Source organism: Halomonas sp. KM007, assembly GCF_050709225.1.
Classification (GTDB): Bacteria; Pseudomonadota; Gammaproteobacteria; order Pseudomonadales; family Halomonadaceae; genus Vreelandella; species Vreelandella hamiltonii.
Genome location: NZ_CP136131.1, coordinates 941,267 through 966,838, shown reverse-complemented (window position 1 = coordinate 966,838; position 25,572 = coordinate 941,267). Strand labels below are relative to the sequence as shown.

Annotated in this window: 20 protein-coding genes; 16 read left to right on the top strand and 4 right to left on the bottom strand. The window is 61.3% G+C overall.

The window, feature by feature from the left end:
- Positions 1–109 precede the first annotated feature (109 nt).
- Positions 110–1,333, bottom strand: a complete 1,224-nt coding sequence (gene sstT / locus RVM27_RS04510; RefSeq protein WP_498940466.1) for a serine/threonine transporter SstT — start codon at positions 1,331–1,333, stop codon at positions 110–112.
- A gap of 270 nt (positions 1,334–1,603) precedes the next feature.
- Here sstT and RVM27_RS04505 point away from each other — a divergent pair, with 270 nt between their 5' ends.
- Positions 1,604–1,933: a hypothetical protein gene (locus RVM27_RS04505; RefSeq protein ID WP_039175695.1), complete on the top strand. Its 330-nt coding sequence runs from the start codon at positions 1,604–1,606 to the stop codon at positions 1,931–1,933.
- Positions 1,934–2,001: 68 nt separating this feature from the next.
- Here the strand turns inward: RVM27_RS04505 and RVM27_RS04500 are convergent, their stop codons facing one another.
- Positions 2,002–2,310, bottom strand: a complete 309-nt coding sequence (locus RVM27_RS04500) for a hypothetical protein (protein ID WP_498957460.1) — start codon at positions 2,308–2,310, stop codon at positions 2,002–2,004.
- Positions 2,311–2,653: 343 nt separating this feature from the next.
- On the opposite strand from RVM27_RS04500, the gene RVM27_RS04495 reads away from it, so the two are divergent.
- The 5 genes from RVM27_RS04495 (at position 2,654) to RVM27_RS04475 (ending at position 9,874) form a co-directional block, all read left to right on the top strand.
- Positions 2,654–4,237, top strand: a complete 1,584-nt coding sequence (locus RVM27_RS04495; RefSeq protein ID WP_498957459.1) for an SLC13 family permease — start codon at positions 2,654–2,656, stop codon at positions 4,235–4,237.
- A gap of 109 nt (positions 4,238–4,346) precedes the next feature.
- Complete coding sequence (locus RVM27_RS04490) at positions 4,347–5,495, top strand: exonuclease SbcCD subunit D (protein ID WP_287807485.1); 1,149 nt, start codon at positions 4,347–4,349, stop codon at positions 5,493–5,495.
- On the top strand, positions 5,492–8,557 hold the full coding sequence (locus tag RVM27_RS04485; protein WP_287807483.1) for an AAA family ATPase: 3,066 nt from the start codon (positions 5,492–5,494) through the stop codon (positions 8,555–8,557). The genes RVM27_RS04490 and RVM27_RS04485 overlap by 4 nt, the downstream gene beginning before the upstream one ends.
- Before the next feature lie 109 nt (positions 8,558–8,666).
- Entirely contained in the window at positions 8,667–9,395 is a 729-nt protein-coding gene (locus tag RVM27_RS04480; protein ID WP_287807481.1) for a tellurite resistance TerB family protein, read from the top strand.
- Positions 9,395–9,874: a phosphatidylglycerophosphatase A family protein gene (locus RVM27_RS04475; RefSeq protein WP_287807479.1), complete on the top strand. Its 480-nt coding sequence runs from the start codon at positions 9,395–9,397 to the stop codon at positions 9,872–9,874. Before RVM27_RS04480 ends, RVM27_RS04475 begins: the two co-directional genes overlap by 1 nt.
- A gap of 104 nt (positions 9,875–9,978) precedes the next feature.
- Here the strand turns inward: RVM27_RS04475 and RVM27_RS04470 are convergent, their stop codons facing one another.
- Together RVM27_RS04470 and RVM27_RS04465 are read right to left on the bottom strand one after the other, a co-directional pair.
- Complete coding sequence (locus RVM27_RS04470; RefSeq protein WP_498957458.1) at positions 9,979–11,361, bottom strand: NAD-dependent succinate-semialdehyde dehydrogenase; 1,383 nt, start codon at positions 11,359–11,361, stop codon at positions 9,979–9,981.
- A gap of 256 nt (positions 11,362–11,617) precedes the next feature.
- Positions 11,618–12,526 carry a LysR family transcriptional regulator gene (locus RVM27_RS04465; RefSeq protein WP_498957457.1) on the bottom strand — a complete coding sequence of 303 codons (909 nt, stop codon included), beginning with the start codon at positions 12,524–12,526 and terminating at the stop codon, positions 11,618–11,620.
- Positions 12,527–12,665: 139 nt separating this feature from the next.
- On the opposite strand from RVM27_RS04465, the gene RVM27_RS04460 reads away from it, so the two are divergent.
- The 10 genes from RVM27_RS04460 (at position 12,666) to RVM27_RS04415 (ending at position 25,517) form a co-directional block, all read left to right on the top strand.
- On the top strand, positions 12,666–14,177 hold the full coding sequence (locus RVM27_RS04460; protein WP_498957456.1) for a CoA-acylating methylmalonate-semialdehyde dehydrogenase: 1,512 nt from the start codon (positions 12,666–12,668) through the stop codon (positions 14,175–14,177).
- 51 nt (positions 14,178–14,228) lie between these two features.
- Positions 14,229–15,896 carry a GMC family oxidoreductase gene (locus RVM27_RS04455; protein WP_498941695.1) on the top strand — a complete coding sequence of 556 codons (1,668 nt, stop codon included), beginning with the start codon at positions 14,229–14,231 and terminating at the stop codon, positions 15,894–15,896.
- Positions 15,897–16,086: 190 nt separating this feature from the next.
- Positions 16,087–16,290 carry a cold-shock protein gene (locus RVM27_RS04450; RefSeq protein WP_009101184.1) on the top strand — a complete coding sequence of 68 codons (204 nt, stop codon included), beginning with the start codon at positions 16,087–16,089 and terminating at the stop codon, positions 16,288–16,290.
- Positions 16,291–16,513: 223 nt separating this feature from the next.
- On the top strand, positions 16,514–18,283 hold the full coding sequence (locus tag RVM27_RS04445; RefSeq protein ID WP_498957455.1) for an SLC13 family permease: 1,770 nt from the start codon (positions 16,514–16,516) through the stop codon (positions 18,281–18,283).
- Positions 18,284–18,355: 72 nt separating this feature from the next.
- Entirely contained in the window at positions 18,356–19,021 is a 666-nt protein-coding gene (locus RVM27_RS04440) for an alpha/beta hydrolase (RefSeq protein WP_498957454.1), read from the top strand.
- 50 nt (positions 19,022–19,071) lie between these two features.
- Complete coding sequence (locus RVM27_RS04435) at positions 19,072–19,761, top strand: Na(+)/H(+) antiporter subunit B (protein WP_498957453.1); 690 nt, start codon at positions 19,072–19,074, stop codon at positions 19,759–19,761.
- On the top strand, positions 19,758–21,248 hold the full coding sequence (locus tag RVM27_RS04430) for a complex I subunit 5 family protein (protein WP_498957452.1): 1,491 nt from the start codon (positions 19,758–19,760) through the stop codon (positions 21,246–21,248). The genes RVM27_RS04435 and RVM27_RS04430 overlap by 4 nt, the downstream gene beginning before the upstream one ends.
- Positions 21,245–22,750 carry a complex I subunit 5 family protein gene (locus RVM27_RS04425; protein ID WP_498957451.1) on the top strand — a complete coding sequence of 502 codons (1,506 nt, stop codon included), beginning with the start codon at positions 21,245–21,247 and terminating at the stop codon, positions 22,748–22,750. The genes RVM27_RS04430 and RVM27_RS04425 overlap by 4 nt, the downstream gene beginning before the upstream one ends.
- Positions 22,747–24,516: a proton-conducting transporter transmembrane domain-containing protein gene (locus RVM27_RS04420; protein ID WP_498957450.1), complete on the top strand. Its 1,770-nt coding sequence runs from the start codon at positions 22,747–22,749 to the stop codon at positions 24,514–24,516. The genes RVM27_RS04425 and RVM27_RS04420 overlap by 4 nt, the downstream gene beginning before the upstream one ends.
- Entirely contained in the window at positions 24,513–25,517 is a 1,005-nt protein-coding gene (locus RVM27_RS04415; RefSeq protein ID WP_498957449.1) for a YihY/virulence factor BrkB family protein, read from the top strand. Before RVM27_RS04420 ends, RVM27_RS04415 begins: the two co-directional genes overlap by 4 nt.
- Positions 25,518–25,572 lie beyond the last annotated feature (55 nt).

Below are 25,572 nucleotides of genomic sequence, written 5' to 3'. Positions count from 1 at the left end.
CATCCAGCGGGTAGTACGAGAGCGTCGTAGAGCAAATCGTGGGTAACCGTCGTGGGGAGGGCGTGCGGGGGAGTGGCGGTGGTCAGCCGCCACTCCCCCTGGCAAACGCCTACGCGCGCTTCGCCTCTTGCGCCCGGCAGGCGGCAGCCGTAAACAGCACGTCGGTGGACGAATTGAGCGCCGTTTCGGTGGAGTCCTGCACCACGCTGATGACGAAGCCGATTGCCACGGCCTGCATGGCGACTTCGGTAGGAATGCCGAACAGGCTCGCCGCCATGGGAATCAGCATCAACGACCCACCGGCCACGCCAGACACACCGCAGGCCGCCAGGGCCGAGACGACGCACAGCAGCAGGGCAGTGGGGAAGTCCACGGCAATGCCCAGCGTATGGGTGGTGGCCAGGGTAATGACGGTAATGGTGATGGCGGCGCCGCACATGTTGATGGTGGCGCCCAGCGGAATGGAGATGGAGTAGGTATCGGCATCCAGCTTGAGGCGGCGGCACAGTTCCAGGTTCACCGGGATATTGGCCGCCGAGCTGCGCGTAAAGAAGGCGGTGATGGCACTGCCGCGCAGGCAGGTGAACACCAGGGGGTAAGGATTCTGGCGAGTGACCAGATAGACCAGCAAGGGGTTGCTCACCAGGGCGACGAACAGCATGCAGCCCACGATGACACCCAGCAATTGGGCATAGTTGAGCAGCGCCTGCATACCGGATTCAGCCAACGTACCCGCCACCAGGCCAAAAATGCCAATGGGGGCCAGCCGAATCACCAGCGTCACGATGCGGGTAATGGCGTTGGAGAGGTCTTGCAGCGCCTGGCGCGTGGTATCGGCCGCCTGACGCAGCGCCAGACCCAGCGCAATGGCCCAGGCCAGAATGGCGATGAAGTTGCCTTCCATCAGCGCGCTGACCGGGTTGGTGACCGCGTTCAGCAGCAAGTCACGCAGTACGCTGAAAATGTCGCTGGGCGGGTTGCCGTCTACCTGGCCGGCATCCAGCGTCAGTTCGGTCGGCATCCAGAAGCTGGCGGCCACCGCAATCAGCGCGGCGATCAGCGTTCCACATACATATAAAAGCAGCACCGCACGAATGTGCGTAGGTTGCCCTTGGCGATGTGCCGCGATAGCCGCAGCGACCAGTACGAATACCAGAATGGGGGCGACGGCCTGCAGGGCGGCGATGAACAGTTGGCCCAGCAAGCCAATGTCGCTGGCGACCGTAGGGGCGAGTAGCGCCAGCAGCACCCCCGCAATGATCCCCATCACGATCTGGGGTACGAGCCCCCATTGTAACAGTGGTCGGAAGAGGGCAGTGGCGGTAGCTATCATGACGGAACTCTCAGGTAGTGGGTGCAGATAGTAGGTGCAGATAGTAGGTGCAGTAGTCGGTGGAGCCGCGAGCTGGCAAGCCGCCAGCCCGTGCCTGAAAGGGGCAGTATTCTATCAGCTACGCAGAAGCTGTGGGGGGGGCTGCAAAAAAGCGCCTAAGGCTATCTCGAAAATGGCGGGCCGGAGATATACTGATATTAGCGTCTGGGCTCGGCGTCAGCAGGCTTGGCGCGCTAACGTGGTTTCCAAAAAAACATCAGGAATACACCCATGCGTATCAAAGTGTGGCTCTTCTCTTTATTGCTGCTGTGCAGCTCGTCGCTCGTGATGGCGGACGATTACTATGTGGATATCACCAATCGTACCGGCTACACCATCTATTACATGTACGTGAGCCCAGCATCGTCTTCCAGCTGGGAAGAGGACGTGCTAGGGAGCGATGTGTTGATGAATGGTGATACCCAGCGGGTGACGTTGACGGGCTATCGCAGCCCTTACTTCGATATTCGCCTGGTCGATGAGGATGACGATAGCTATACCTTCTGGAACATCGATGTATCGCGCCAGGATATCGTGGTCACGTTGGAGCATCTGGACTAAAAGAAACGGCTTGCGCTCAGGGAGCGCAAGCCGAAGTAAACCTTGTAGGAAGCTGGGTGGTCAGTGCATCAAGCCACGGCGACAGAAACGGATGACGTCGCTTTCATCGCTTGATTAGCGGCACTGGAAGATTCAGCGTGCTGTGCGGCGCTCAAGGTCGCCATGTCGGCATAGGCCTTGCCGTCGCCTATGCGATTGAGCACGATGGCCAGCAGCGCCCAGCCATAATGCTCGAAGGCCAACAGGGGCAGGGCCAGCATACCGATCAGAAAGGCCGCCAGGGTCACCTGATCCGGGGTGATGTGGCAGGCGTGAAGCGCGCGGGCGACCCAGCGTAGCGGAGGGTGGGTCAGGGGCATGGTAAAGCGGTCCAGCATGGGTGAACTCCTGAGCGGGGTGGGGCTCAGCCTGGAGCAGTGAAACAGATTTGTATACCTTGATTCTCTGCGGTCAACATTTTAGCCAATGCTAATAATTACGACCAAAGTGTTTAGACTTTGGTTGTAATTGCCGTCAATTTACTGGACTAATGGCTTATGGCAGTGAATAAAGGGCACCTCAAAAAAGCCAGACGCGCTGGCACATTTGTCCTTGGGTTGGCCCGTACGGCGCCCATTCGTTCACCCTGACTGCGAGCGGTACTTCATAATGCGCAGAACTGCCACGATGACGCTCTGGGACTCCCTTTGGCATTCCCATGACCAAGCAAAAAACCTCCTCATGTGTGCGCTGCCCACTTCTGGCACGGGCAGCGCTGGGCGAGGTGGTTCCTCTGACGCACAGCCAGGCAATCAGCCTCCGCGTCCGCCTGCCTTCAACACGGCGCAAAAAATTGGCCTGGTACTCGGGCCTGCTCTCTTTGCCTTTGTTTTGCTGTTTTTCCATCCGGCCGACCTGAGCTTCGAAGGGCGCATGGTGCTGGCTACCACGCTGTGGGTTGCCGTCTGGTGGATCACCGAAGCGATTCCGATCCCGGTCACCTCGTTACTGCCCATCATCCTGCTGCCGATTACCGGCGCCCTGGATGGCAATACGGTGACGGCGGCCTACGGTAACCCGATCATCTTCCTGTTCCTTGGCGGCTTCATGATCGCTCTGGCCATGGAAAAATGGGATCTGCACAAGCGCATTGCGCTGTCGATCATTTCCATTTTAGGCACCAGCATCAATAGCATCGTCTTTGGCTTCATGGCGGCCACCGGCTTCTTGTCCATGTGGGTATCCAATACCGCAGCGGTCATGATGATGCTGCCGATTGGTACCGCCATTGTCTACCAGGTGACCCAGGAGCTGAAAAAAACCGAAGGAGATCACAGCGACGAGATTGATAAGTTCAGTAAGTCGCTGATTTTTGGCGTGGGCTACGGGGGCACCATAGGCGGTTTGGGCACGCTCATTGGCACGCCGCCGAACATAATCCTGGCGGCGATCGTGAACGAGCTGTTCGGTGTCGAGATTTCGTTCGCGGGCTGGCTGATGTTTGCCTTCCCGGTGGTAGTGACGCTGCTGGTGATTGGCTGGGTGATGCTCACACGCTTCATTTATCCGATCAAGCTCGCCAAATTGCCGGGCGGCCGAGCGCTGATCCGCAAAGAGAAAGAAGCGCTGGGTAGGATCACCTTCGAAGAGAAGGCGGTGCTCGGTGTGTTCCTGTTTGCCGCGTTTTTCTGGATTACCCGCTCGTTCCTATGGCAGGGGCAGATCCTGACGATCCCCGGCATTAACGACACCATGATTGCGATTACCGCTGCCGTGGCGCTGTTTCTCATTCCTTCTCCCAACAAAGGCGGCTGCCTGCTGGGGTGGGATGTGGCCAAAGACGTACCGTGGGGCATCTTGCTGCTGTTTGGCGGTGGCTTGGCGATTGCGGCGGGCTTTGGCTCGTCGGGTCTGGCTTCCTGGATTGGCGGCCAAATGAGCGTGCTGGAAGGCGTCAACTTCCTGCTGGTGATTCTGCTGGCGGCCGGCATGGTACTGTTCCTGACCGAAATCACCTCCAACACAGCCACAGCGACGATGATTTTGCCGGTGCTAGCCTCATTGGCGCTGGCGCTCGATATTCATCCGTTCGTGCTGATGGTGCCAGCGGCCATGGCGGCCAACTGCGCCTTTATGCTGCCAGTGGGCACGCCGCCCAATGCGATCATCTTCGCCACGGGTAAAATCAAAATCATCGAGATGGTGCGCAACGGTTTCTGGCTCAACATCATTGCGATGCTGTTGATCGTGGCCGCGGTCTACTTCCTGCTGCCGATGCTGTGGGGCGTGGATATCACCACCTACCCGGATGCGTTTAGAGACTAACCCGCGACGTGTTCCGCATTAATCGCCCCGCCTCGTGCGGGGCTTTTTCATGGGTGAAACGCAGGCGCGGTTGCTATGATGACCGCACACTTTTTTCATCGAGCCTGTCATGCGATTACTTCACACTGCCGATTGGCATTTAGGGCGTCTATTTCACAACCTTTCCCTGCTGGATGACCAGCGTCATGTGTTGCAGCAGTTGCTGGAGATCATCGACCGCGAGCAGGTGGATGCGGTGCTGGTCGCGGGCGATATTTACGACCGCTCGGTGCCACCCGCTGCGGCGGTCACGCTGCTGGATGAGATATTGGTCGAGCTGTGCGAGCAGCGCGGCCTGCCGGTCGTGATGATTTCCGGTAACCACGATGGCGCTGAGCGGTTAGGGTTTGGCGCGCGCCATTTGCGCCAAGCCGGGCTGCATATTCTCACTGACTTAGCCACTTGCGATCAGCCAGTCACGCTCACGATTGGCGATGACACGGTGGATGTGTTCGGCATCCCCTACGCGGACCCAGAGTACGTGCGCAGCGCGTTTGGCGTGGACGTACGCGACTTCGATAGCGCCCACCGCTACCTGCTGGAGCGCATTGAGGCACAGCGCCAGCCGGGCCGCCCGACGCTACTGATGAGCCACTGTTTTGTGGATGGCGGCACCGCCAGCGACTCCGAGCGCCCGCTCACCCTAGGCGGTGCCGAAAGCGTGGCGTGGGAACCCATGCAGAGTTTCGACTACGTGGCGTTGGGCCACCTTCACGGCCCCCAGATTCGCGGTGGCGAGCACATTCGCTATAGCGGCTCGCTGCTGAAGTACAGCTTTTCCGAAGCCACCCAGCGCAAAGGCGTCACCCTTGTTGAGGTGGGCAGCGAAGGTGTCACTCAAATAGCCCACCATCCGCTGCTGCCCCGCCGGGACGTGCGCGTGCTGGAAGGTGAGCTGGCTCAGCTGCTGGCCCAAGGGGCCGCTGATCCCCACGCCGATGACTATCTGCTGGTGCGCCTCACCGACCGTCACGCCATTCTCGACCCCATGGGTAAGCTGCGGGCGGTGTACCCCAACGTGCTGCACCTGGAAAAGCCCGGCATGCTGGAAGCAAAAGGCCGCCAACAGCTAGGCCGCGAGCGGCTCGCGTTCAGCGCGCTGGATATGTTCAGCGACTTCTTCACTCAAACCAGCGGCGAGCCAATGAGCGACGCCCAGGCCCGTGCCATGAGCGAGTTGATCACCGCCTTGAGTCGCGAGCAGGAGGGCCAAGCATGACGCCATTAACGCTGACCATGCAGGCTTTTGGCCCCTTTGCCGGTAGCGAAACCATCGACTTCACCGCGCTGGGCAGAAGCCCGCTGTTTCTGATTAACGGCCCCACCGGCGCGGGTAAAAGCTCGATCCTCGATGCGATTTGTTTTGCTTTGTACGGTCAAACCACCGGCAACGAGCGGGACGCCGTTCAAATGCGCTGCGATCAGGCGGATGCCTCTCTGCTCACCGAAGTTAGCCTGACGTTTCGCCTGCGTGATGTCATGTATCGGGTGCGCCGAGTGCCTTTGCAGGAGCGTCCCAAAGCCAGCGGCGAAGGCACAACGACACAAACCGCAGAAGCCCAGCTGTGGCGACTCACTCCAGAAGGCGAGGAGGACGAGTGCTTAGTGGCGCGTAAGGTCACCGACGCCACGGCGGAGCTGCAAGCGCTAATAGGCCTAGACGCCAATCAGTTTCGTCAGGTGATGGTGCTCCCCCAGGGTAAGTTCCGGGAGCTGCTGCTGGCAGGCTCCAAAGAGCGCGAAGTCATTTTCTCCCAGCTGTTTCAAACCCAGGTGTTCCAGCGTATTGAAGAGCGCCTGCGCACTCAGGCTAATCAAATCGAGCGGGCGGTGAGCGATCATCGCCAGCATATCAATGGCATTCTTGCCGGGGGGGAGCTTGAGAGCGAAGCCGCGTTGGCGCAAGAGCTAGAAGCGCTGGTGCCACAGGTAGACCAAGCGCGGGAAGGCTTTGAAACCGCGCAGCGAAAGCGCCGACTTGCCGAACAGCAGCGCGATGAGGCCCTGGCGCTACAGCGCCAATTTGAGGCGCGGGACGCGCTGGCAGCCGATAAAGCCCGTCATCTTGAGCAGCGAGGCGAGGTGGAAAACAGCCAATCGCGGTTAGCGCAGAGTACCCATGCCCAGGCGCTGCGCCCCCAGAAAGCCGCTCTAGACCAAGCGCAGCAGGCGTTGGCTACCGCCCACGATGAGCAGCGCCAAGCAAACGCCGCGTTAATCACGCAGCATTCTCACGCTGAACAGGCACAGCAGGCGCTAGAGACGGCACGCCAGCAGCAGGCGGAGCTCCCTGTAATGAGGGAGCGGCACCGCCAGCTGGGCGAGTTTATCCAGAAAAGCCAGCAGCTCAGTGAACTGCAGGAGCACTTTCAAACAGCTCAGGCCGTTTGGCAACAGGCCGATGAGGCGCTTAAGCGTGATGAGCAGCAGCTAGATGGCATTCGCCAGCAAGGCGAAGCCATCGGCGTTCACCTGGAACGCTTGCAGAGTGAGTTTCAGCAACTGGCGAGCGCCCCCGCTGAGCTAACCCGCCATCACCACCTGCTAGCCCTGCGCCAAGAACTGGATAAACTCACCCAGCGGCACCAGGCATTAACCACGCAACAGCTGCAGGCTAAAAACGCGCTCAGCCACCAGCAAGGCGAGACCGAGCGTGCCGAACGCTACGCCACTGAGCAGGAGATGCGCTGGCACCAGGGCCAGGCTGCGCTGTTAGCGCTGACCCTTGAGCAGGATGCCCCCTGCCCGGTGTGTGGCAGCCTGGAACATCCCGCCCCAGCGATAAATCGCGCTGAGTTGGTCACCCAGGCACAGGTGGAAGAGGCCAGAGCAGCGCAGGAACAGGCCCGTCAAGCGCTACAACGGGCAGAGCGCCATCACCATCAGCTCACCCAACAGATCGACAGCCACACAGAGCAGGCCCAGCGACTGAATCAGCAGTTAGGGGAGTGGGTGAGTCAACCGCTGTCTGCTTTGCAAAATGCCTATGAAGACCTGCGCCGCCAGGTGCAGCGCCGAGAGCAGGTTGACGCTGAGATTCGCCAACAGACCGAAGCCCGGGACGCGCTGCGACGCGAGTGGGGCACGCTGGATAAACAGCTAAAAGCCCAGCGGCCTGAGGTGGAAAAGGCGAAAGAGCACGCGCTTCGCTTAGAGAGTCAGCGCGACCAGCTGAGCCAATCGCTGCCGGAAGACGCCCGTTATCCCGAAGCAATGCGCCAAACCCTGGCCGAGCTGGAGCAGCACATCGCCCAGCTTGAAAAAGCCTGGGAGAGCGCCCAGCAAGCGCTTTCGACTAGCCAGACCCAACTGGCGCGGGCGGAAGAGCAGTTGCGCGGGGCGAACGAGCGGGTCGAGCGTAGCGAGCAGTCGCTTCAGCAGGCTCGCGCCGAGTGGCAGGCCGCGCTGCAGGCTAGCCCCTTTGCTGATGAGGCGGAATATCAGGCTGCCCAACTGAATGATGCCCAGCGGCACGAGCTGACGCATCGGGTGGAGGCGTATCAACGCCGCTTGGCCGAGCTTGAGGGCGCGCTAGAGAATTACCAAACCCAGCTGGCGGAAAAGATACCGCCGGATCTTGCCGCACTGACTGCCCAGGCTGAAAGTGCACAGGCCCAAGAAAACAGCCAGCTAGAGGCGTGGCGGCAACTGGATGGGCGATTAACCACGCTGCAAAACATTCACCAAAAGCTGGTGGCTGCCCACGCCTCCCAGGCGGAGCTGGAGGCCCAATACCAGCTGTGGGGCACGCTCAGTGAAGTCGCCAATGGCCGCACCGGCCATCGCATTAGCCTGCAGCGCTTTGTACTGGGCGTGCTGCTGGATGATGTGTTGATTCAAGCGTCTGAACGTTTGGTGCGCATGAGCCGTGGGCGCTACCAGTTGGTGCGCCGGGAAGACCCCTCTAAAGGCAATAAAGCGTCTGGCCTTGAGCTGGACGTGGCCGATACCTACACCGGCAAAAATCGCCCGGTGGCCACGCTCTCTGGTGGGGAGTCGTTTATGGCGGCGCTGTCGCTGGCGCTGGGGCTTTCCGATGTGGTGCAGGCCTACGCGGGCGGTATTCAGCTCGATACGCTATTCATAGATGAAGGCTTTGGCAGCCTGGACCAAGACGCCCTTGATCAAGCCATCGCCATGCTGAGCGAGCTGCAAATGAGCGGACGCATGATTGGGATTATTTCCCACGTCAGCGAACTCAAAGAGCAGATGCCGGTTCGTATTGAGGTGAGCGCTAGCCGTCATGGCAGTTCGGTCGAGGTGAAAGAGGCGCTGAGCTAAGCGCTAGCGCAAGGTTAATTCATGCTGTATTCATGTAGCATGCGCTATAACAAGGGTTAAACGACCCGCGTTCAACCCGTCGAATGAATGTCTATTGAGGAGTGCAAGGATGAATGCAAGCAAAATTCTGCAGCAGCTGATGAGCCAGGCCAGTGGTAGCAAAGGTAGCAGCGGCGGCATGGATGTCAAAGGCGTGATTGATGGGCTCTCCCGCCATTTGGGCGGTAATAGCAGCCAAGGTACGCGTCAAAGCAGCGGATCCAGCGGTTTTGATGTGAAAAGCCTGCTGGGCGGCGGTGCCCTGGGCATGCTGGTGGGCTCGAAGCGTGGCCGCAGCATGGGCGGTAAAGCGCTCAAGTATGGTGCGATTGCGGGAGTGGGCATGCTGGCGTGGAAAGCGTGGCAAAGCTCTCAGGAAAAGAAAGGAGCTGCGACCCAATCCTCCTCGGAAGGCGAGCGTGTCGAGGTGTTAAGCGGTGAGTATCAAGAGCGCCGCAGCCTGGAACTGCTGCAGGCGATGATTATGGCCGCACGGGCGGATGGTCATATCGATGAGCAGGAGCAGGCGCTGATCACCGATCAGATTGATGCCCTCGGCGCGGATGAGGAGATGCACCGCTGGGTCGAACAGCAGCTAAAAGCCCCGCTGGACGCCCAGGCATTGGCCCGTGAAGCGGACTCCCCCCAGGCCGCTCGCGAAATGTACTTGATTAGCGTTGCGGTGATTGATGACCAAAACCCCATGGAGCGGGCATGGTTGGACCAACTCGCCAGCGCGCTAAACCTAACGCCTGAGATGGCGGCAGAGCTCGAGCGTCAGGCGCAGCAGGCTGGCTAATGCTCGATACGCTCAACTTCTGGCTAGCCACCGGCTTTGGGTTGGGGCTAGCGCCCGTTGCGCCGGGTACCTTTGGGTCACTGATTGGCTTGCCGCTGGCGTGGTGGCTCTTGGGTCGCCCAACGGGGCAGCAGGCGGTCATCATCGCGCTGATGCTGATAGCGGCCGTGCCGGTCTGTCATATCGCTGCGTGGCATTATGATGGCCTGGACCATGGCAGCATCGTTGCCGATGAGTACGTCGCTCTTCCGCTCGCGGTGCTGGGACTAAAAGCCGCTCGCCATCCATTGGTTCTGGCCTTGGCGTTTGGCGTCTACCGCTTTTTTGATGCTTTAAAACCGCCGCCTATTCATTTAGCGGAGTATGTCACCGGTGGGTTGGGCATTGTGTTGGATGACGTGATTGCCGCGCTGGTAAGCTGGCTGGTGGTCGCGCTGATAGTGACGCTATGGCAGCGTCGGCAGCAGAAAATTGTCTAACGCCACTTTTAAAATACGCTACCCATAAAAAATGCCGCAGGTCATAAACGACACTGCGGCGTTTTTATGGATTAGCCCATCGTAAGCCGATGGGCTTGGCGATGTTAGCTTTGCACCACAATCACCGATTTAATGTTGACGAACTCGTGCATACCAAAGCCGCCGTGCTCACGGCCGTAGCCGGAATCCTTCACGCCGCCAAACGGCATTTCAGGCGTTGCCACACCAAAGCCGTTGATAAACACCATGCCGGTATCGAAATACTTGCTGGCCAGCTCGGTGGCGCGCTTCACGTCTTTGGAGATGATGCCACCGCCCAAGCCGTAGCGGCTGTCGTTGGCGATGCGCATGGCGTCTTCATCATCTTTGGCACGAATCAACGCGGCAACCGGGCCAAACAGCTCGTCGTCGTAGGCGGGCTGGCCGGGGGTGACGTTATCCAGCACGGTGACCGGGTAGAATGCCCCTTTACCTTCTGGTTTTTCGCCGCCGCAGAGGATTTTTGCGCCTTTACGCACGCTCTCTTCCACCTGTTTGTGAAGGCCGTCACGAAGATCGACACGGGCCATCGGGCCTAGGTCACTATCTTTTTTGGTCGGGTCGCCCGCTTTTAAGTCCTTCATGCGTGCCACGTAGCGCTCTTTAAACGCTTCGTAGTTCTTTTCGGTGACCACAAAGCGTTTTGCCGCTACGCAGGTTTGGCCGCCGTTAAACACGCGGCCAGTGACGCAGGTATCCACCGCCACGTCCAGGTCGGCATCGTCCAGCACCAAGTAGGCATCGTTGGAGCCTAGCTCTAGTACGGTCTTTTTCAGATGCTCGGCGGCTTTGGCGGCCACTTTGCGGCCAGCGCCGTCGCTGCCGGTCAGGGTCACACCACGCACGGCTTTATGGGCGATGATGGTGTCGGATACATCGTGTGAAATCACCAGCGTGCGGAAAACGTTTTCCGGCAGGCCCGCTTCGCGGTAGATTTTTTCCAGCAGCAGGCCGCTGCCCGTCACGTTTTCAGCGTGTTTTAGCAGCACGCTGTTGCCCGCCATAATATTGGCGATGGAGTAACGCACCACTTGGTAAGCAGGGAAGTTCCAGGGCTGAATGCCGTAAATCACGCCCATGGGGGAGTAGGTAACAATACCGCGCTCGCCGTTGCCGGGTTTGCGCTCTTCATCGGCCAGCTTGGTGGGGCCATGTTCGGCGGTGTAGTCACAAATGCCGACGCAGAGATCCACTTCCAGGCGCGCTTGCGAGGGCAGCTTACCCATCTCTTTGACCATCAGGTCGGTAAGCTCTTCTTTATGCGCGTTTATGGCTTCGCCAATCGCTTTCACCACCTTGGCGCGGTGCTCTAGCGGCTTGAGCCGCCAGTCTAAAAACGCCTCATGACTGGCCTCGACTATCTGCTTGGCCTGGCTTTCATCCATCAGCGTGTAGGTCTCAAGCGTTTCGCCGGTGGTCGGGTTCACTGTCGTAATGGTGTTGCTCATAAGATCTCCTATCTCTTTAGATCAACGGGGCGTTCAATCAAGTAGAGTAGTCCTTTAGCCGACTGGTCTATTAATGCTGACTTTTTACCTTAGTAGAAAAATGGCGTTTTGCCCAAATGAATAATTAGCCATTTAATAACGCTCACGTTGGGGCAAGTCGCATAGGAAATCGTTCCATAAAAAAACGCCAAGGCGGATAAAGCGTCTTGGCGCTTTTGAGGGTAACGGAGAGGGTTACTTGTCAGGTTCCGCTTCCTTACAGCGACCTTAGCCGATGCGGCCACACCGTATCGAGGGTGTCTAGTGCGGCTTTAATCGTGGGCTCGGTGGCGCGGTCGCTGCGCCAGATCAGGCTTAATGCGCAGGGCAGGCGAACGTTGTCTGCCACCGCCAAGCCGCTCTCTTGGCGTTCGGCCATGGCCAGCGCGTCTCGCGCTAGGCTCAGGCCCACGCCTGCTCTGACTAAATCCAGCATACACGCCTCTTGGTCGACCTGGGCAACACGGTTCGGAGTCGCGCCGCTTGCGGCCAGCGCCCGCTTAAGTAGTCGCGAATGCGCTGACACGGTGGGAGTTACAATCCAGGGTAGTTGCGCAAGCGCCTCCCAGCGGGTGTCGGCAAGTTTGGCTTCCCAGCCCGGCGGTGCCACCACGTGGTAGTGAAAGTGAGTTAACTCCCGCCACGCCAGGGCGCTATTGCCGGTACCTTCGCCGGGCGGGGCGAGAAAAAAGCCCACATCCAATTCCCCTTGCTCAACGCTGTCCAATACGCTGCCGCTCATGCCGTGGTGAAGCTCGGTTTCCAGCTGTGGCGCGCGGGCCATCAAGCGGCTGAGAAAATCGCCCAAGCGAATAAATTCTGGGTCAACAATGGTGCCAATACGCAGCTTGCCGCGCAGCGTGCTGTGTAATGCGCTGGCGCTCTGCTCAAAGGCCAGAGCGCTGGCCAGGGCATTTTCAGCCGCAGGCAGCAGGGCGTAACCATCGGCGGTGAGCGTTAACCCTTGCGGGCGGCGGGTGAATAGCGTTAAGCCCAGATGCTGCTGTAGCTGCTTCAACTTTAGGCTAACCGCGGGCTGGGTCAGATGGAGCTGATCGGCCGCCCTCGAGACGCTGCCGGTATGGGCAACGGCCACAAAGGCCCGTAGCGTGGCGTACTCCTGCATGGTCGATGACCTTCGTTGTCATGTTATTAGCAGAGCTTATATCCGGGTTAAAAATTACTCAATTGCTTGGCCTGTGGCGCCGGGTAGTCTAGGGCAGACTCTCCTCACCACTTAAACGATGTTTATAAAGGTAGCGACAATGACAACTCACGCCATTCACCACTTCATCAACGGCCAGCGCAGCGAAGGCACCTCTGGTACTTCCCAGGACGTGTTCAATCCGGCCACGGGTCAGGTCACCGGCCGCGTTGCCCTGGCTTCGGCCGCCGATGTGGACACCGCCGTGCAAGCCGCCCAGGCGGCATTTCCAGCCTGGGCCGATGCGCCGCCTATTCGCCGCGCTCGGGTAATGTTTAAATTCCTGGAGCTGCTGAACGCCAATAAAGATGCCCTGGCCGAAGCAATCACCAAAGAGCACGGCAAGGTATTTACCGATGCCCAGGGCGAAGTGGCACGGGGTATTGATATTGTTGAGTTTGCCTGCGGTATTCCCCAGCTATTAAAGGGTGATTACACCGAACAGGTCAGCACCGGCATTGATAATTGGACCGTGCGTCAGCCGCTGGGCGTAGTGGCAGGTATTACGCCATTTAACTTCCCGGCAATGGTGCCGATGTGGATGTTCCCCATCGCCATTGCTGCCGGTAACACCTTTATTCTCAAGCCCAGCCCGCTGGACCCTAGCGCCTCGCTGATGATTGCTGACCTGTTGCAGCAGGCGGGCCTGCCGGATGGCGTATTCAACGTGGTGCAGGGCGACAAGGACTCCGTGGAAGCGCTGATCGATCATCCGGAGGTGAAGGCGCTGTCGTTCGTCGGTTCCACCCCCATTGCCAACCTGATTTACGAGCGCGGGGCTAAGCACGGCAAACGCGTACAGGCACTGGGCGGGGCGAAAAACCATATGGTGGTGATGCCAGACGCCCATCTGGATAAAGCAGTGGATGCGTTAATTGGCGCAGCCTACGGCAGTGCGGGCGAGCGCTGCATGGCGATTAGCGTGGCCGTGCTGGTGGGCGACGTTGCCGATAAAGTCGTGCCGATGCTCACCGAGCGAGCCCAGGCGCTGAAGGTCAAGGATGGCATGCAGCTGGACGCCGAAATGGGTCCCATCGTGACCCGCCAGGCCCATCAGCGCATTACCGGTTACATCGAAAAGGGCGTGGCCGAGGGTGCACAGCTGATCGTCGATGGCCGTGAATTCGACGGCGCCAACGCGGGAGAAGGCTGCGCCGAGGGGTTCTGGATGGGTGGCACGCTGTTCGATCACGTGACCCCCGACATGACGATCTATAAAGAAGAGATCTTCGGCCCGGTGCTGGTGTGTGTGCGCGTGCCGGACGTGGCCACCGCCATTCAGCTGATCAACGACCATGAGTTTGGTAACGGCGTGAGCTGCTTCACCGAAAGCGGTAGCGTTGCCCGTGAGTTTGGCCGCCGTATCCAGGTAGGTATGGTCGGCATCAACGTGCCGATTCCCGTGCCCATGGCGTGGCACGGTTTCGGCGGCTGGAAGCGCTCGCTGTTTGGCGATACCCATGCCTATGGCGAAGAGGGCGTGCGCTTTTATACCAAGCAGAAGTCGATCATGCAGCGCTGGTCTGACTCCATCGACGCCGGTGCCGAATTCGTGATGCCCACGGCGAAGTAACGCCCGCTCTTCACCGGAGTCACCCGCATGTCCAACAATACAACTACCCCCATGGCGGCTCATGCCGCCATGCAATGCTTTGACTATATCGTGGTAGGCGCAGGCACCGCTGGGTGCCTGATGGCCAACCGACTGAGCGCCGACCCGAACAATCGGGTGCTGCTGATCGAAGCCGGTGGCCGAGACAACTACCACTGGATTCATATACCCGTCGGGTACCTGTATTGCATCAACAACCCGCGCACCGACTGGCTGTTTCGCACGGAGCCCGACCAGGGGTTGAACGGTCGCTCGCTGATCTACCCGCGCGGCAAGACCCTGGGGGGCTGCTCCAGTATCAACGGCATGATCTACATGCGCGGCCAGGCGCGGGATTACGACCACTGGGCGGAAGTGACCGGCAGCGATGCCTGGCGCTGGGAGAACTGCCTGCCGGACTTTATCAAACACGAAAACCACTACCGATTGGATAAAGGCAGCGACGGTGATGACACTCACCGCGCGTTTCATGGCCACGGCGGCGAGTGGCGGGTGGAGAAGCAGCGCCTGAAGTGGCAGGTGCTGGATGACTTTGCCGAAGCTGCCGTTCAGGCCGGTATTCCTCGAACCGAGGACTTCAATCGAGGCAGTAACGAAGGCGTTGCCTATTTCGAAGTCAACCAGCGCGACGGCTGGCGCTGGAACACGGCCAAGGCGTTCTTGCGCTCGGCCTTGAAGCGGGACAACCTGACGCTGTGGCACTCCACCCAGGTGAATCGGCTCTGCTTCGAGCGTTATCAGACCGTCCCCCGCTGCGAAGGAGTCGAAGTGGTGCGAGCAGGCAAGACGCTGCGCGTGCAGGCCAGCAAGGAAGTCGTGCTGTGTGCCGGCGCGATTGGCTCGCCCCACCTGCTGCAGTTATCGGGCATCGGTCCCGCCGAGCACCTTGCCGAGCATGACATCGAGGTCGTGAACGACCTGCCGGGGGTGGGCGAGAACCTGCAAGATCACCTCCAGATACGTTCGGTGTATCGTGTCAGCAATGCCAAAACGCTGAACGCCATGGCCAGCACGTTATGGGGCAAAGCCGGTATCGGATGGGAGTACCTCACGCGGCGCACGGGACCCATGAGCATGGCGCCGTCGCAGTTGGGCGCGTTCACGCGTAGTTCCGACGACCAGCCGTATCCCAATATCCAGTACCACGTGCAGCCGTTGAGTCTCGAAGCCTTTGGGCAGCCGCTGCACCCGTACCCTGCGATCACCGCCAGCGTGTGCAACTTGAACCCTACCAGCCGAGGCACCGTGCGCCTGAAAAGCGCCGACCCGCGCCAGGCACCGGCGATCGCGCCGAACTATCTGAGCACCCCCGAGGACCGCAAGGTGGCCGCCGATTCGCTGCGGGTGACGCGACGCATCGCCGAGCAGCCCGCCTTTGCCAGATACGCCCCGGAAGAGATCAAGCCGGGCGTGGAGTACCAGACCGACGAGGAGCTGGCCCGTTTGGCAGGGGATATTGGCACGACGATTTTCCATCCGGTCGGCACCACGCGGATGGGAAAAGACGACGACCCCATGGCCGTGGTGGATGCGCAATTGCGGGTTCGCGGGGTGTCTGGACTGCGGGTGGCCGACGCGGGAGTGATGCCCACCATCACCAGTGGCAACACCAATTCGCCGACGCTGATGATCGCCGAAAAGGCCGCCGGATGGATTTTGGAAGAAAATTCATTGCACTGACATTTTTTTCCATCATAGTGTTGACGTGCAGCGTCGTTAAGCGCATGCTGCATGCAGTTGGTTAGCAAGTCGAACGTAGTCAGCAGTATCGAAACGCTCTCGCGTTGAGTCTGGTGAAAGTTTCTTGTTCTACCCACTGCAACTCGGGTATTACCCGGCTCTTCATTAAGCTAAATCGAGGATTTCGATCATGGCAACTGGTACCGTTAAGTGGTTTAACGACACTAAAGGCTTCGGCTTCATTTCTCCGGACGACAATGGCGACGACCTGTTCGCGCACTTCTCCGAAATTCAAGCTGACGGCTTCAAAACTCTGCAAGACGGCCAGAAGGTTTCCTTCGACGTCACCCAGGGTAAAAAAGGCCTTCAGGCTTCCAACATCAAAGTTCTGTAATCTGAACGAATGATGTTGTCAGGTGACCTACGGGTCAGCCTGTAAAAAAACCCCGCCTTCGTGCGGGGTTTTTTGTTTGCCACGATTTTCACCTCACCTCACCTCACCTCACCCCTCATGGGTATATTCTATTTTGTTCTTACTGTGTTTCTAAAAATAACTTTTTAGAATATTGGGCAGGCGGCACAATATCCCCAGGTTCGTTTATCAAGGATATGGGTTTATGTCGCTGGATGCCTGGATTGCCGTTGGGGTGGTGCTGACGATTTTCCCCCTCATGGCGCTGTCGCGCCTGGGCCCCGATATCATTCTATTGGGAGCCGTGGTGGTATTGATGACACTGGGGGTCATCGACCCGCAGCAGGCGCTGGGAGGCTTCTCCAACAGCGGCCTGTTCACCGTGGCGTTCATGTACGTGCTGGTGGCCAGCATCCGTGAAACCGGCGGCATCGATTTGATCATTCGCTATGTGCTGGGCCGCCCGAGCACCGAGCGGGGCGCCCTGACCCGGCTGCTGCTGCCGGTGGCGTCGCTGAGCGGCTTTCTCAACAATACCCCGGTGGTGGCCACCTATATCCCTGCGGTGATGAGCTGGAGCCGCCGTTTGAAGCTGTCTCCCCAGCGGCTGCTGATGCCGCTGAGCTTTGCCTCCATTCTGGGCGGGACCATCACGCTGATCGGTACCAGCACCAATCTGGTGGTGCATGGGTTGCTGGTGGAGCGCTACCCGGAGCTGGCCATGGGGCTGTTCGAGCTGGCCTGGGTCGGTTTGCCGGTGGCCCTGGCCGGGCTTGCGTACCTGATTGTGCTGGGCCCACGCATCCTGCCTGCCCGCAAAGGCGTCGCCAATGCCTTTGCCAACCCCAGAGAATTTACCATCGAGATGGAGGTGGACCCCACTGGCGTGCTGGTGAACCGCACCGTGGAGGAGGCGGGGCTGCGGCATCTTCAGGAGCTGTTTCTGGTCGAGATCGAGCGTGACGGTAACGTGGTCAGCGTGGTGGGGCCGGGCGAGCAGCTCAAGGGCGGTGACCGGCTGGTGTTCGTGGGCACTTCGGCGGCGGCCGTGGAGCTGCAGCAGATCCGGGGGCTGATTCCCTCCCGGGATGGCGCTTCCAGCCTGGAGAAGGAGTTCAAGGAACGACGTTTGGTAGAAGCCGTGGTCTCCAGTCAGTGCCAGTTCATTGGCCAGCGCATTCGCGACGGACGCTTTCGAACTCTGTACGGGGCGGCGGTGCTGGCGATTTGTCGCGGCGGTGAGCGGGTGACCGGCAACCTCGGGCAGGTACGCCTGCAGCCAGCGGACGTGCTGCTGCTCGAGGCTCGCCCGCCGTTCATCGAGCGCCATCGCCAGTCCAAGGATTTCCTGCTGATCAGTGAACTCAACGGTGCGGCCAGGCCGGTGCATGAAAAGGCGCCGCTGGCTTGGGCGATCCTGCTGGGGGCGGTGATGCTGGCGACCTTTGGCGTGCTCAGCATGCTCAATGCTGCCATGCTGGGCGCTGCCATGGTGCTGCTGACCGGTTGCTGCACGGTAGGCGCGGCCAAACGGGGTCTGGATACTCAGGTTCTGCTGACCATTGCGGCCTCGTTCGGCGTGGGGGCTGCGCTGCAAACCTCTGGAGCAGCCGACGTGATGGCGGGCGGTATTCTCTCTCTGGTGGCAGGTAATCCCTGGCTACTGCTGTTGGGCACCTACTGCGTGGTGGCGCTGCTCACCGAGATGGTGACCAATAACGCGGCGGCGGTGATCATCTTTCCGGTGGTGATGGCGGCGGCCGAGAGCCTGGGCGTCAATCCCATGCCCTACGTGGTGGCCGTCATGTTTGCTGCGTCGGCCAGTTTCCTGACCCCCATTGGCTACCAGACCAATCTGATGGTGCATGGCCCAGGGGGGTATCGGCTGGGGGACTTTCTGCGCGTAGGCGGTGGATTGAACCTGCTGACCGGGGCCATTGCGGTGACGTTGATTCCGTGGGTGTGGCCGTTTTAAGCGGGGAAGGACTCGCCCAACGCGTCGCTTTACGCTAGGGTGGCGCTTTTGACAGCCACCAAGGAATGCGACATGACAGCTCCAGGCGAACTGATTATCGAGCCGCAACATGGTCAACCCGCCGATGCGTGCGTGTTCATCATTCATGGACTCGGTGCCGACGGGCACGATTTCGAGCCGCTGGTGCCTGCGCTGGCCTTGCCGGAAAGCGCCCATGTGCGCTTCATCATGCCCCATGCGCCGCGCCTGCCGGTGACCATCAATGGGGGCATGGTGATGCCTGCCTGGTATGACATCCTGGCCATGGACCTGGGGCGCCGGGTCGACGAAGTGCAGCTGAAAACCTCCGCCGCGCGCATTCAGGCGCTGATTCAGGAGCAGATCGACCAAGGCATCGATAGCCAGCGCATCATCGTGGCAGGGTTCTCTCAGGGCGGCGCGGTGGCTTATCAGGCGGCTCTCTCGTTCCCCCAGCCGCTGGGCGGGTTGCTGGCGATGTCGACCTACTTTGCCACCGCCGACAGCATTGAACTTGCCGAGGCCAACCGCCATATCCCCCTTGAGGTGCATCATGGTAACTTTGACCCCATCGTGCCTGAAACGCTTGGCCGCTCTGGCGCCGAGCGCCTCAAGGCGCTCGGTTACTCGGCGAACTATCGTCAATATCCCATGGCCCACGCGCTCTGCCCGCAGCAGGTCAACGATATCGGCAGGTGGTTGAGCGAACGGCTCGCGTAGTACGGCCTCCTTTTTTGCTGGCCAATGCACAGGATAGGCGGAGGCACTTCATGATGTCGGTGGATATATTGGAAGCTGGGCTGGCGCTTTGCTTGGTGGCAGTGGCGCTTGCCTGTCTGTTGGACCGCCATCTGCGGCGGACCTGTCGGCTGTTTTTGCTGTTCACGCTGCTGATGAGCCTGGCCTGGTGGCAGTGGCAGGCGCCCTGGTTGGGGCTGATGGAGCTGGTGCTGGGTGGCGCGCTCACCGGCGGCAGCTTCTTCTATGCCCTGAAGGCATTTCCCTCGGCTCACCCGGAGGCTGCCCACTACGACCGAGTGCAGCACAGGGCCGGGCATGTCATCAGCCGTGGGCTGCTGGCGCTGGCGTGGAGCGTGATGATCGGCGCCGCGCTGCGCTACCTCTTGCCCGACATGGCCTACTCGTTGAGCGAACACCCCTTGATGCTGGCGGCGGTCGTCATGGTCTCGGCGTCCATGGGGGCTTTTGCACTGCATCGACATTGGCTGCGTCGGCTGATGGCCTTCAATGTGCTGGGGTCGGGTGTGTTTCTGCTGTTGGCAGGCATGGTGGGCCCCTTGCCCAATGCCCAGGCGCTGATTGGCGTGGGCTTGCTGATTGCCTGGCTGGGCACCCTGCTGGGCGTGCTGTTGATACGGCATCTGCTGCAGCTGGAAGGGGTGTCGGCCTTGGTCGATGAGCAGCCAGCCCCCCTGGCCCCCCGTGAGGCTTCACAATGAGCTGGCGTTTTGGCTTGCATGACAGCACTTTCGAGCCGTTGTGGTCGACCCACTGGGCGCTGCTGGTCGTTCTGCTGCTACCTACCCTGATAGGCCTGCTGGGGGCCTGGTTGCGTCCCGCGCGCATGGTGCCCGTCCTGCTGGCCTGTACGCCGGTGCTGGTAGCAGGCCTGTGGATGGTCATGGATGCCCAGCAGGCGGGCGTGTTGCGCTGGCAATGGCAGCTGGCAGGGGTGGATCTGGCGCTGCGCTTCAGTGGCGTGAGCGGCTTCATGCTGCTGATAACCCAGTGGGTCGCGTTGGCTGCTGCGCTGTATACCCCTGGGCACTTGGCGCTTTCCCAGCCTGGCCCCCAGGGGCGCTGGCTGTGGCCGCTCATGGGCGTTCTGGTGAGCGCGCTGTCGTTGATCTGGATGGCGGCCGATTTGCTGACCCTCTACGCCGCTTTGGAGCTGATGGGGCTGGCCGCCGTCGGCATGCTGCTGCTGTCGGGCAAGGGCCGTGCGTTCAAGGCCGGTATGCGCTACCTGCTGCTGGCGTTGGTGGGGTCGTTGGCGTTCCTGCTGGGCATTGCCCTGCTGCTGGGGTACTGGGGGGAACTGACGCTGATGGGCCTGGCCCAAGTCGTCGAGCCAGGCCCGGTGAGCTGGGTCGCGGCGGCACTGATGGGCGCGGGGCTGGCGCTGAAGGCTGCACTGTTTCCGCTGCATGGCTGGCTGACCCCGGTGCACGAAAACGCCTGGACGCCAGTGAGCGCCCTGCACGCGGCGCTGGTCATCAAGGCCTCGCTGTTCATTCTGCTGATGGTGTGGAGCGTGCTGCTGCCCGATACCTGGCTGGCCCCGCAGCTGGTGGGCTGGCTGGGAATGACGGCCATCCTGTGGGGCGGGCTGGTGGCATGGCGGGCAGAATCGCTGAAAACCCTGATCGCCTCGTCCACGGTGGGCCAGCTGGGCTATTTGATGGTGGCATTTCCGCTACTGCTGGGGCCGCAAGCCTCGCCACTGCCCCAGGCGCTGGCCTGGGAGGGTTTCTGGCTACAGCTGATGGGGCACTCGCTGGCCAAGGCGGCGATGTTTCTGGCGGCCGGCAATCTGCTGCTGGCCACCGGCAAGAGTGCTCTGCAAGCGCTGGCGGGCACCAGCCGCCGATTGCCGCTCTCACTGCTGACTTTCGGCATCGCCTCCATCACGCTGATGGGCCTGCCACCCAGCAGCGGTTTCACGGCCAAGTGGCTGCTGCTGCAGGCCATGGTGCTCACTCAGCAGTGGCTTGCCGTTGCAGCATTACTGGCGGGAACGCTGCTGACCGCGGCCTACGTGTTCAGGGTCTTCCGCTACTCGTTCGATGAAACCGCACCGCGCCATGACTACCAGCCATTGGCGCCGGGCATGGATGCGGTGGCACTGGCGCTTGCCCTGGCCGCGCTGCTGCTGGGTCTGTTGGCCCACTTGCCGTTGGCCCTGCTACAAGGAGGTGGCGCATGAACGCAGCCTGGTTACCGCTGACCACACTGGCGACCTCCATGCTGGCCGCCGTGGCCATTTTTGCGCTACCCGAAGAGGCGCGGCGCTGGCGTACCGGCATCAACCTGCTGGCGGCGGTCAGCAAGATCGTGCTGGTCGTGCTGATGGTCGGGCGCGTGGCGGAAGGCTACGAGGACACCTTCAGCTTCCAGATTGTCGAGGGCGTCGATTTCGTGCTGCGTGCCGATGCGCTGGGCGTGATGTTCGCCGGGCTCTCATCGCTGCTCTGGCTGTGCACCACGGTGTACGCCATTGGCTACCTGGAGCATGCGGCCAATCGCAAACGCTTCTTTGGCTTTTTCAGCCTCTGCGTGGCCAGCACGCTGGGCATTGCGCTCTCCGGCAACCTGTTTACCTTCCTGATTTTTTACGAAATGCTGACGCTTTCGACCTACCCGCTGGTAGTGCATTCGGGCACCGCCAAGGCGCTGGCGGCAGGGCGCGTGTATTTGCGTTACACCCTGACCGGCGGGGTCGTGCTGCTGTTGGGGGCCGTGCTGCTGTATAGCCTGACAGGCGACCACTCCTTTGCTTCCGAGCGGGGTTTGTCGCCTTACCTGGCCGACCACCGTGGCCTGCTGACGCTGATTTTCGTGCTGCTGGTCGGCGGCCTGGCGGTCAAGGCGGCCATGGTGCCGCTGCATGGCTGGCTGCCCAGAGCCATGGTGGCGCCTGCTCCGGTGAGTGCGCTGCTGCATGCCGTGGCGGTGGTCAAGGCGGGGGCCTTCGGCATTCTCCGCGTGATCTATGACCTCTACGGGATCGAGCTGAGCGTCGAACTGGGGGTGACCACGGCCTTGGCCATCGCGGCCTCCATCACCATCATCTACGGCTCGCTGAGGGCCATCGCCCAGCAGGAACTCAAGCCACGGCTGGCCTTCTCGACCATCAGTCAGGTGTCGTATGTGATTCTGGGGGTCAGCCTGTTTGGGCCTTTCGGCACCATCGGTGCGCTCGCCCATCTGCTCCACCAGGGGCTGATGAAGGTCACGCTGTTTTTCTGCGCGGGCAACTACGCCGAAGAGCTGGGCATCCATCGCATCGATGAGATGGATGGTGCTGGCAAACGCATGCCGCTGACCAGTCTGGCCTTTACCGTGGGGGCGCTGGGCATGATCGGGCTGCCGCCCATCGCGGGGTTCATCACCAAGTGGTACCTGGGCATTGGTGCCATTCAGGCCGAGATGTATTGGGTGGTGGCGGTACTGGTGGCCAGCAGCACGCTGAACGCCATTTACTTTCTGCCTATCCTGCATCGGCTCTGGTTCCGGCAGGGGCCCGATCACGGGGTGGGTGCGTGGCCCAACGAGCAGCGTCTGGGGCGCCTGGAAACCCATGGCTGGCTGTTGTGGCCAGCCGTGTTTACCGCGCTGGCCAGCCTGGGGGCCGGGTTGCTGGCAGGCTTGCCGTTTAGCCCTCTGGATTGGGCAACGCGGGTGGCGGTAGGGGAGTATCTACCATGATGACGACACTGCTGCTGGCCGTGGCCTTGCTCTGGCCGCTGTGCGTGGCTGCCGGGGCGGTATGGCATGCCTACCGCACCCCGCCAGCGCAGCGGCGCTACTGTTCGTGGCTATGGGTCAGCGCCGCCTGGCCTGCGTTACTGCTGGCTTATATGGGTGAAGGCCGTTGGGTGCTGGAAGCCTGGATGCTGGGGGGCTGGTGGGAGCTGAATGCGCTCAGCCGCCCCTGGCTGGCCTTCAGCGCGCTGCTATGGAGCCTGGCAGCGCTGCATGCCCGGGGCTACTTTGCCGCCGAGGAAGCCTTGGCTCGAGGGGGCGATGACGACGCCCAGCGGCGCTTGCAGCGGTTGACGCTGTTGTGGCCCCTGGCCCTGCTGGGCAATGTCCTGCTGATCCTTGCCCAGGACATTGCCAGCTTTTACCTGGGCTTTGCGCTCATGACCTTTGCCGCCTACGCGCTGGTGGTGCATAGCGGCAGCGCCGAGGCACGGCTGGGGGCTCGGGCCTACCTGATCCTCGCCGTGCTGGGCGAAGGGCTGATTCTGGGGGGGCTGCTATGGGCGGCTGGCTCCATCGACACCTTGACCCTGGAGGGCGTTCGCGAGGCCATTGCCCGCTCGGAGCACGGTGCCTGGATGGCACTGCTGCTATGGCTGGGGTTTGGCGTCAAGGCCGGGGTGGTGGGGCTGCATGTGTGGCTTCCGCTGGCCCACCCGGTCGCCCCTGCGCCTGCCAGCGCGGTGCTCAGCGGTGCCATGATCAAGGCCGGGCTATTGGGCTGGCTGAACGTGCTGCCCCTGGGGGAGTCGGGCCTGGCGCCTGAATTGGTACTGCTGGGCCAGGCCATGATGGCGCTGGGGCTGGCCGCTGCGTTCGGGGCTGCCCTGTATGGTGTGTGGCAGCGTCACCCCAAGGCCGTACTGGCCTATTCGAGTATCAGCCAGATGGGCATGCTGACGGCGCTGGTAGGCACCGGGTTGACGGTGCCTCAGGCGTGGCTACTGCTGCTGCCCGGACTGGTGCTGTTTGCGGCCCATCATGCGCTGGCCAAAGGGGCGCTGTTCATGGGAACCAGCGTCAGCGAACACATGCCCCGCTGGCGTATACCGCTGCTGTTTGCGCTGATGGCGCTGCCGGGCGTATCGCTGACAGGTGCCCTGGCAGCCGGGCTGGTCAGCAAGTGGGGAGTCAAATCGGTGCTTTACGATGCCCAACTGACCACGCTGGTGCTGTTGCTGACCTGGGCGGCCGTGGGCACCTCGCTGCTGGTGAGCGTGTGCCTGTGGCGGCAGTGGCAGCTGCGCAAGAGCGGGGGCAGCCACCCCATGCAGTGGGGCGCCTGGTTGGCCGCCGTGGTGGCCGCGCTGGCCACCCCGCTGTGGCTGCCGCTGTACGGTGCCGAGGTGCCGCCGTTGGCCGAGTGGGCCGGTATCGTCTGGCCTTTCCCGGTGGGTCTGTTGGCGTTGGTGGTAGCGCTTTCCCTGCGCCAGCGTGCGAAAGTTTCTCCACCGCCAGCGGGCGATCTATGGTGGCTGTACGCGCCGCTGGCAGGCTATGCCCTGCAGGGCTGTCAGCGCTTCAGTGATGCGCTGGGGCGCGTCAAAGCTGCGTCGGTGGCGCACAGCCTGGCTTTCGAGCGAACGACCATGCAGCTGCTCAGGCACAGCCTGCGTGCAGAGCCCTGGCTGCGCCAGCACGGCAGCGGGCTGATGATGGCCATGGCCGTGCTGCTGGCGCTACTGTTGATGTGGGAGGGACGGGCATGAGCAAGCCGCAGGCGGGGTCGCAAGCGTACCAGGAGGAGCGAGGGCGTCAGGCCATGACGCCGGATGACATACCCCGGCTGGGCTGGCTGGATATCGGCTGGCGCGTGTTGAGGGCGGCCCGCCGAGACCGAGTGACCATGTACGCTGCCTGCGTGGCGTTCTACGCCTTGCTGGCACTGTTCCCCACCATAGCCGCCGTGATTTCCATCTGGGGGCTGCTGTTCGACCCGGTAGAAGCAGGGCGCCAGCTATACGAGATCAGCCGTTTCATGCCGCCCGATGCGGCCAACCTGATCGATCAACAGGCCCAGGACGTGGTGGAAAGCGCCCAGCGTGGCAACGTCATGGCCGCCCTGGCAGGGCTGCTGGTGGCCATGTACATCGCTTCCAAAGGGGTGTCGGCGCTGGTGGTGGGGCTCAACGTGGTTTACGGCGAGCGTGAAAAGCGCCCCGCGTTGTTGCGCCTGGTCGTGCTGGTGGCGCTGACGTTCGGGCTCATCGGCATGACCCTGGTGTCGCTGGGGTTCATTGCCGTGGTGCCCATGCTGGTGGAGTGGCTGATGGTGGAGCCTCCCTTTGACAAGCTGTTGCAGTGGCTGCGCTGGCCAGCGCTGCTGGTGCTGATGAGCCTGCTGATTGCGCTGTTGTATCGCTTTGCACCGTACCGCCGAGCGGCCAAGTGGCGCTGGCTGAGCTACGGCACGCTGCTGGCCACCGCCACCTGGCTGCTGGGGTCTGGGGGGGTGTCGCTTTACGTGCGCTACTTCTCCTCTTTCAGCGAGCTTTACGGTTCACTGGGCGCCGTGGTGGCGCTGATGCTGTGGTTCTGGATGTCGGCTTTCGTGGTGCTGCTGGGGGCCGAAATCAACTGTGAAATGGAGCGCCAGACCTACCAGGACACCACCACCGGCGAGCCGCGCCCGCTGGGTGACAGAGACGCCTTTGCCGCGGATACGGTGGGCGTGAAGACCCCTTGGCAGGATCGCGACTCGCAGGATTGAGCAGCGGCGACCGCCCAGCCAGGCTGTGCGGTCGTGGGTTGGATGGTAGGACGAC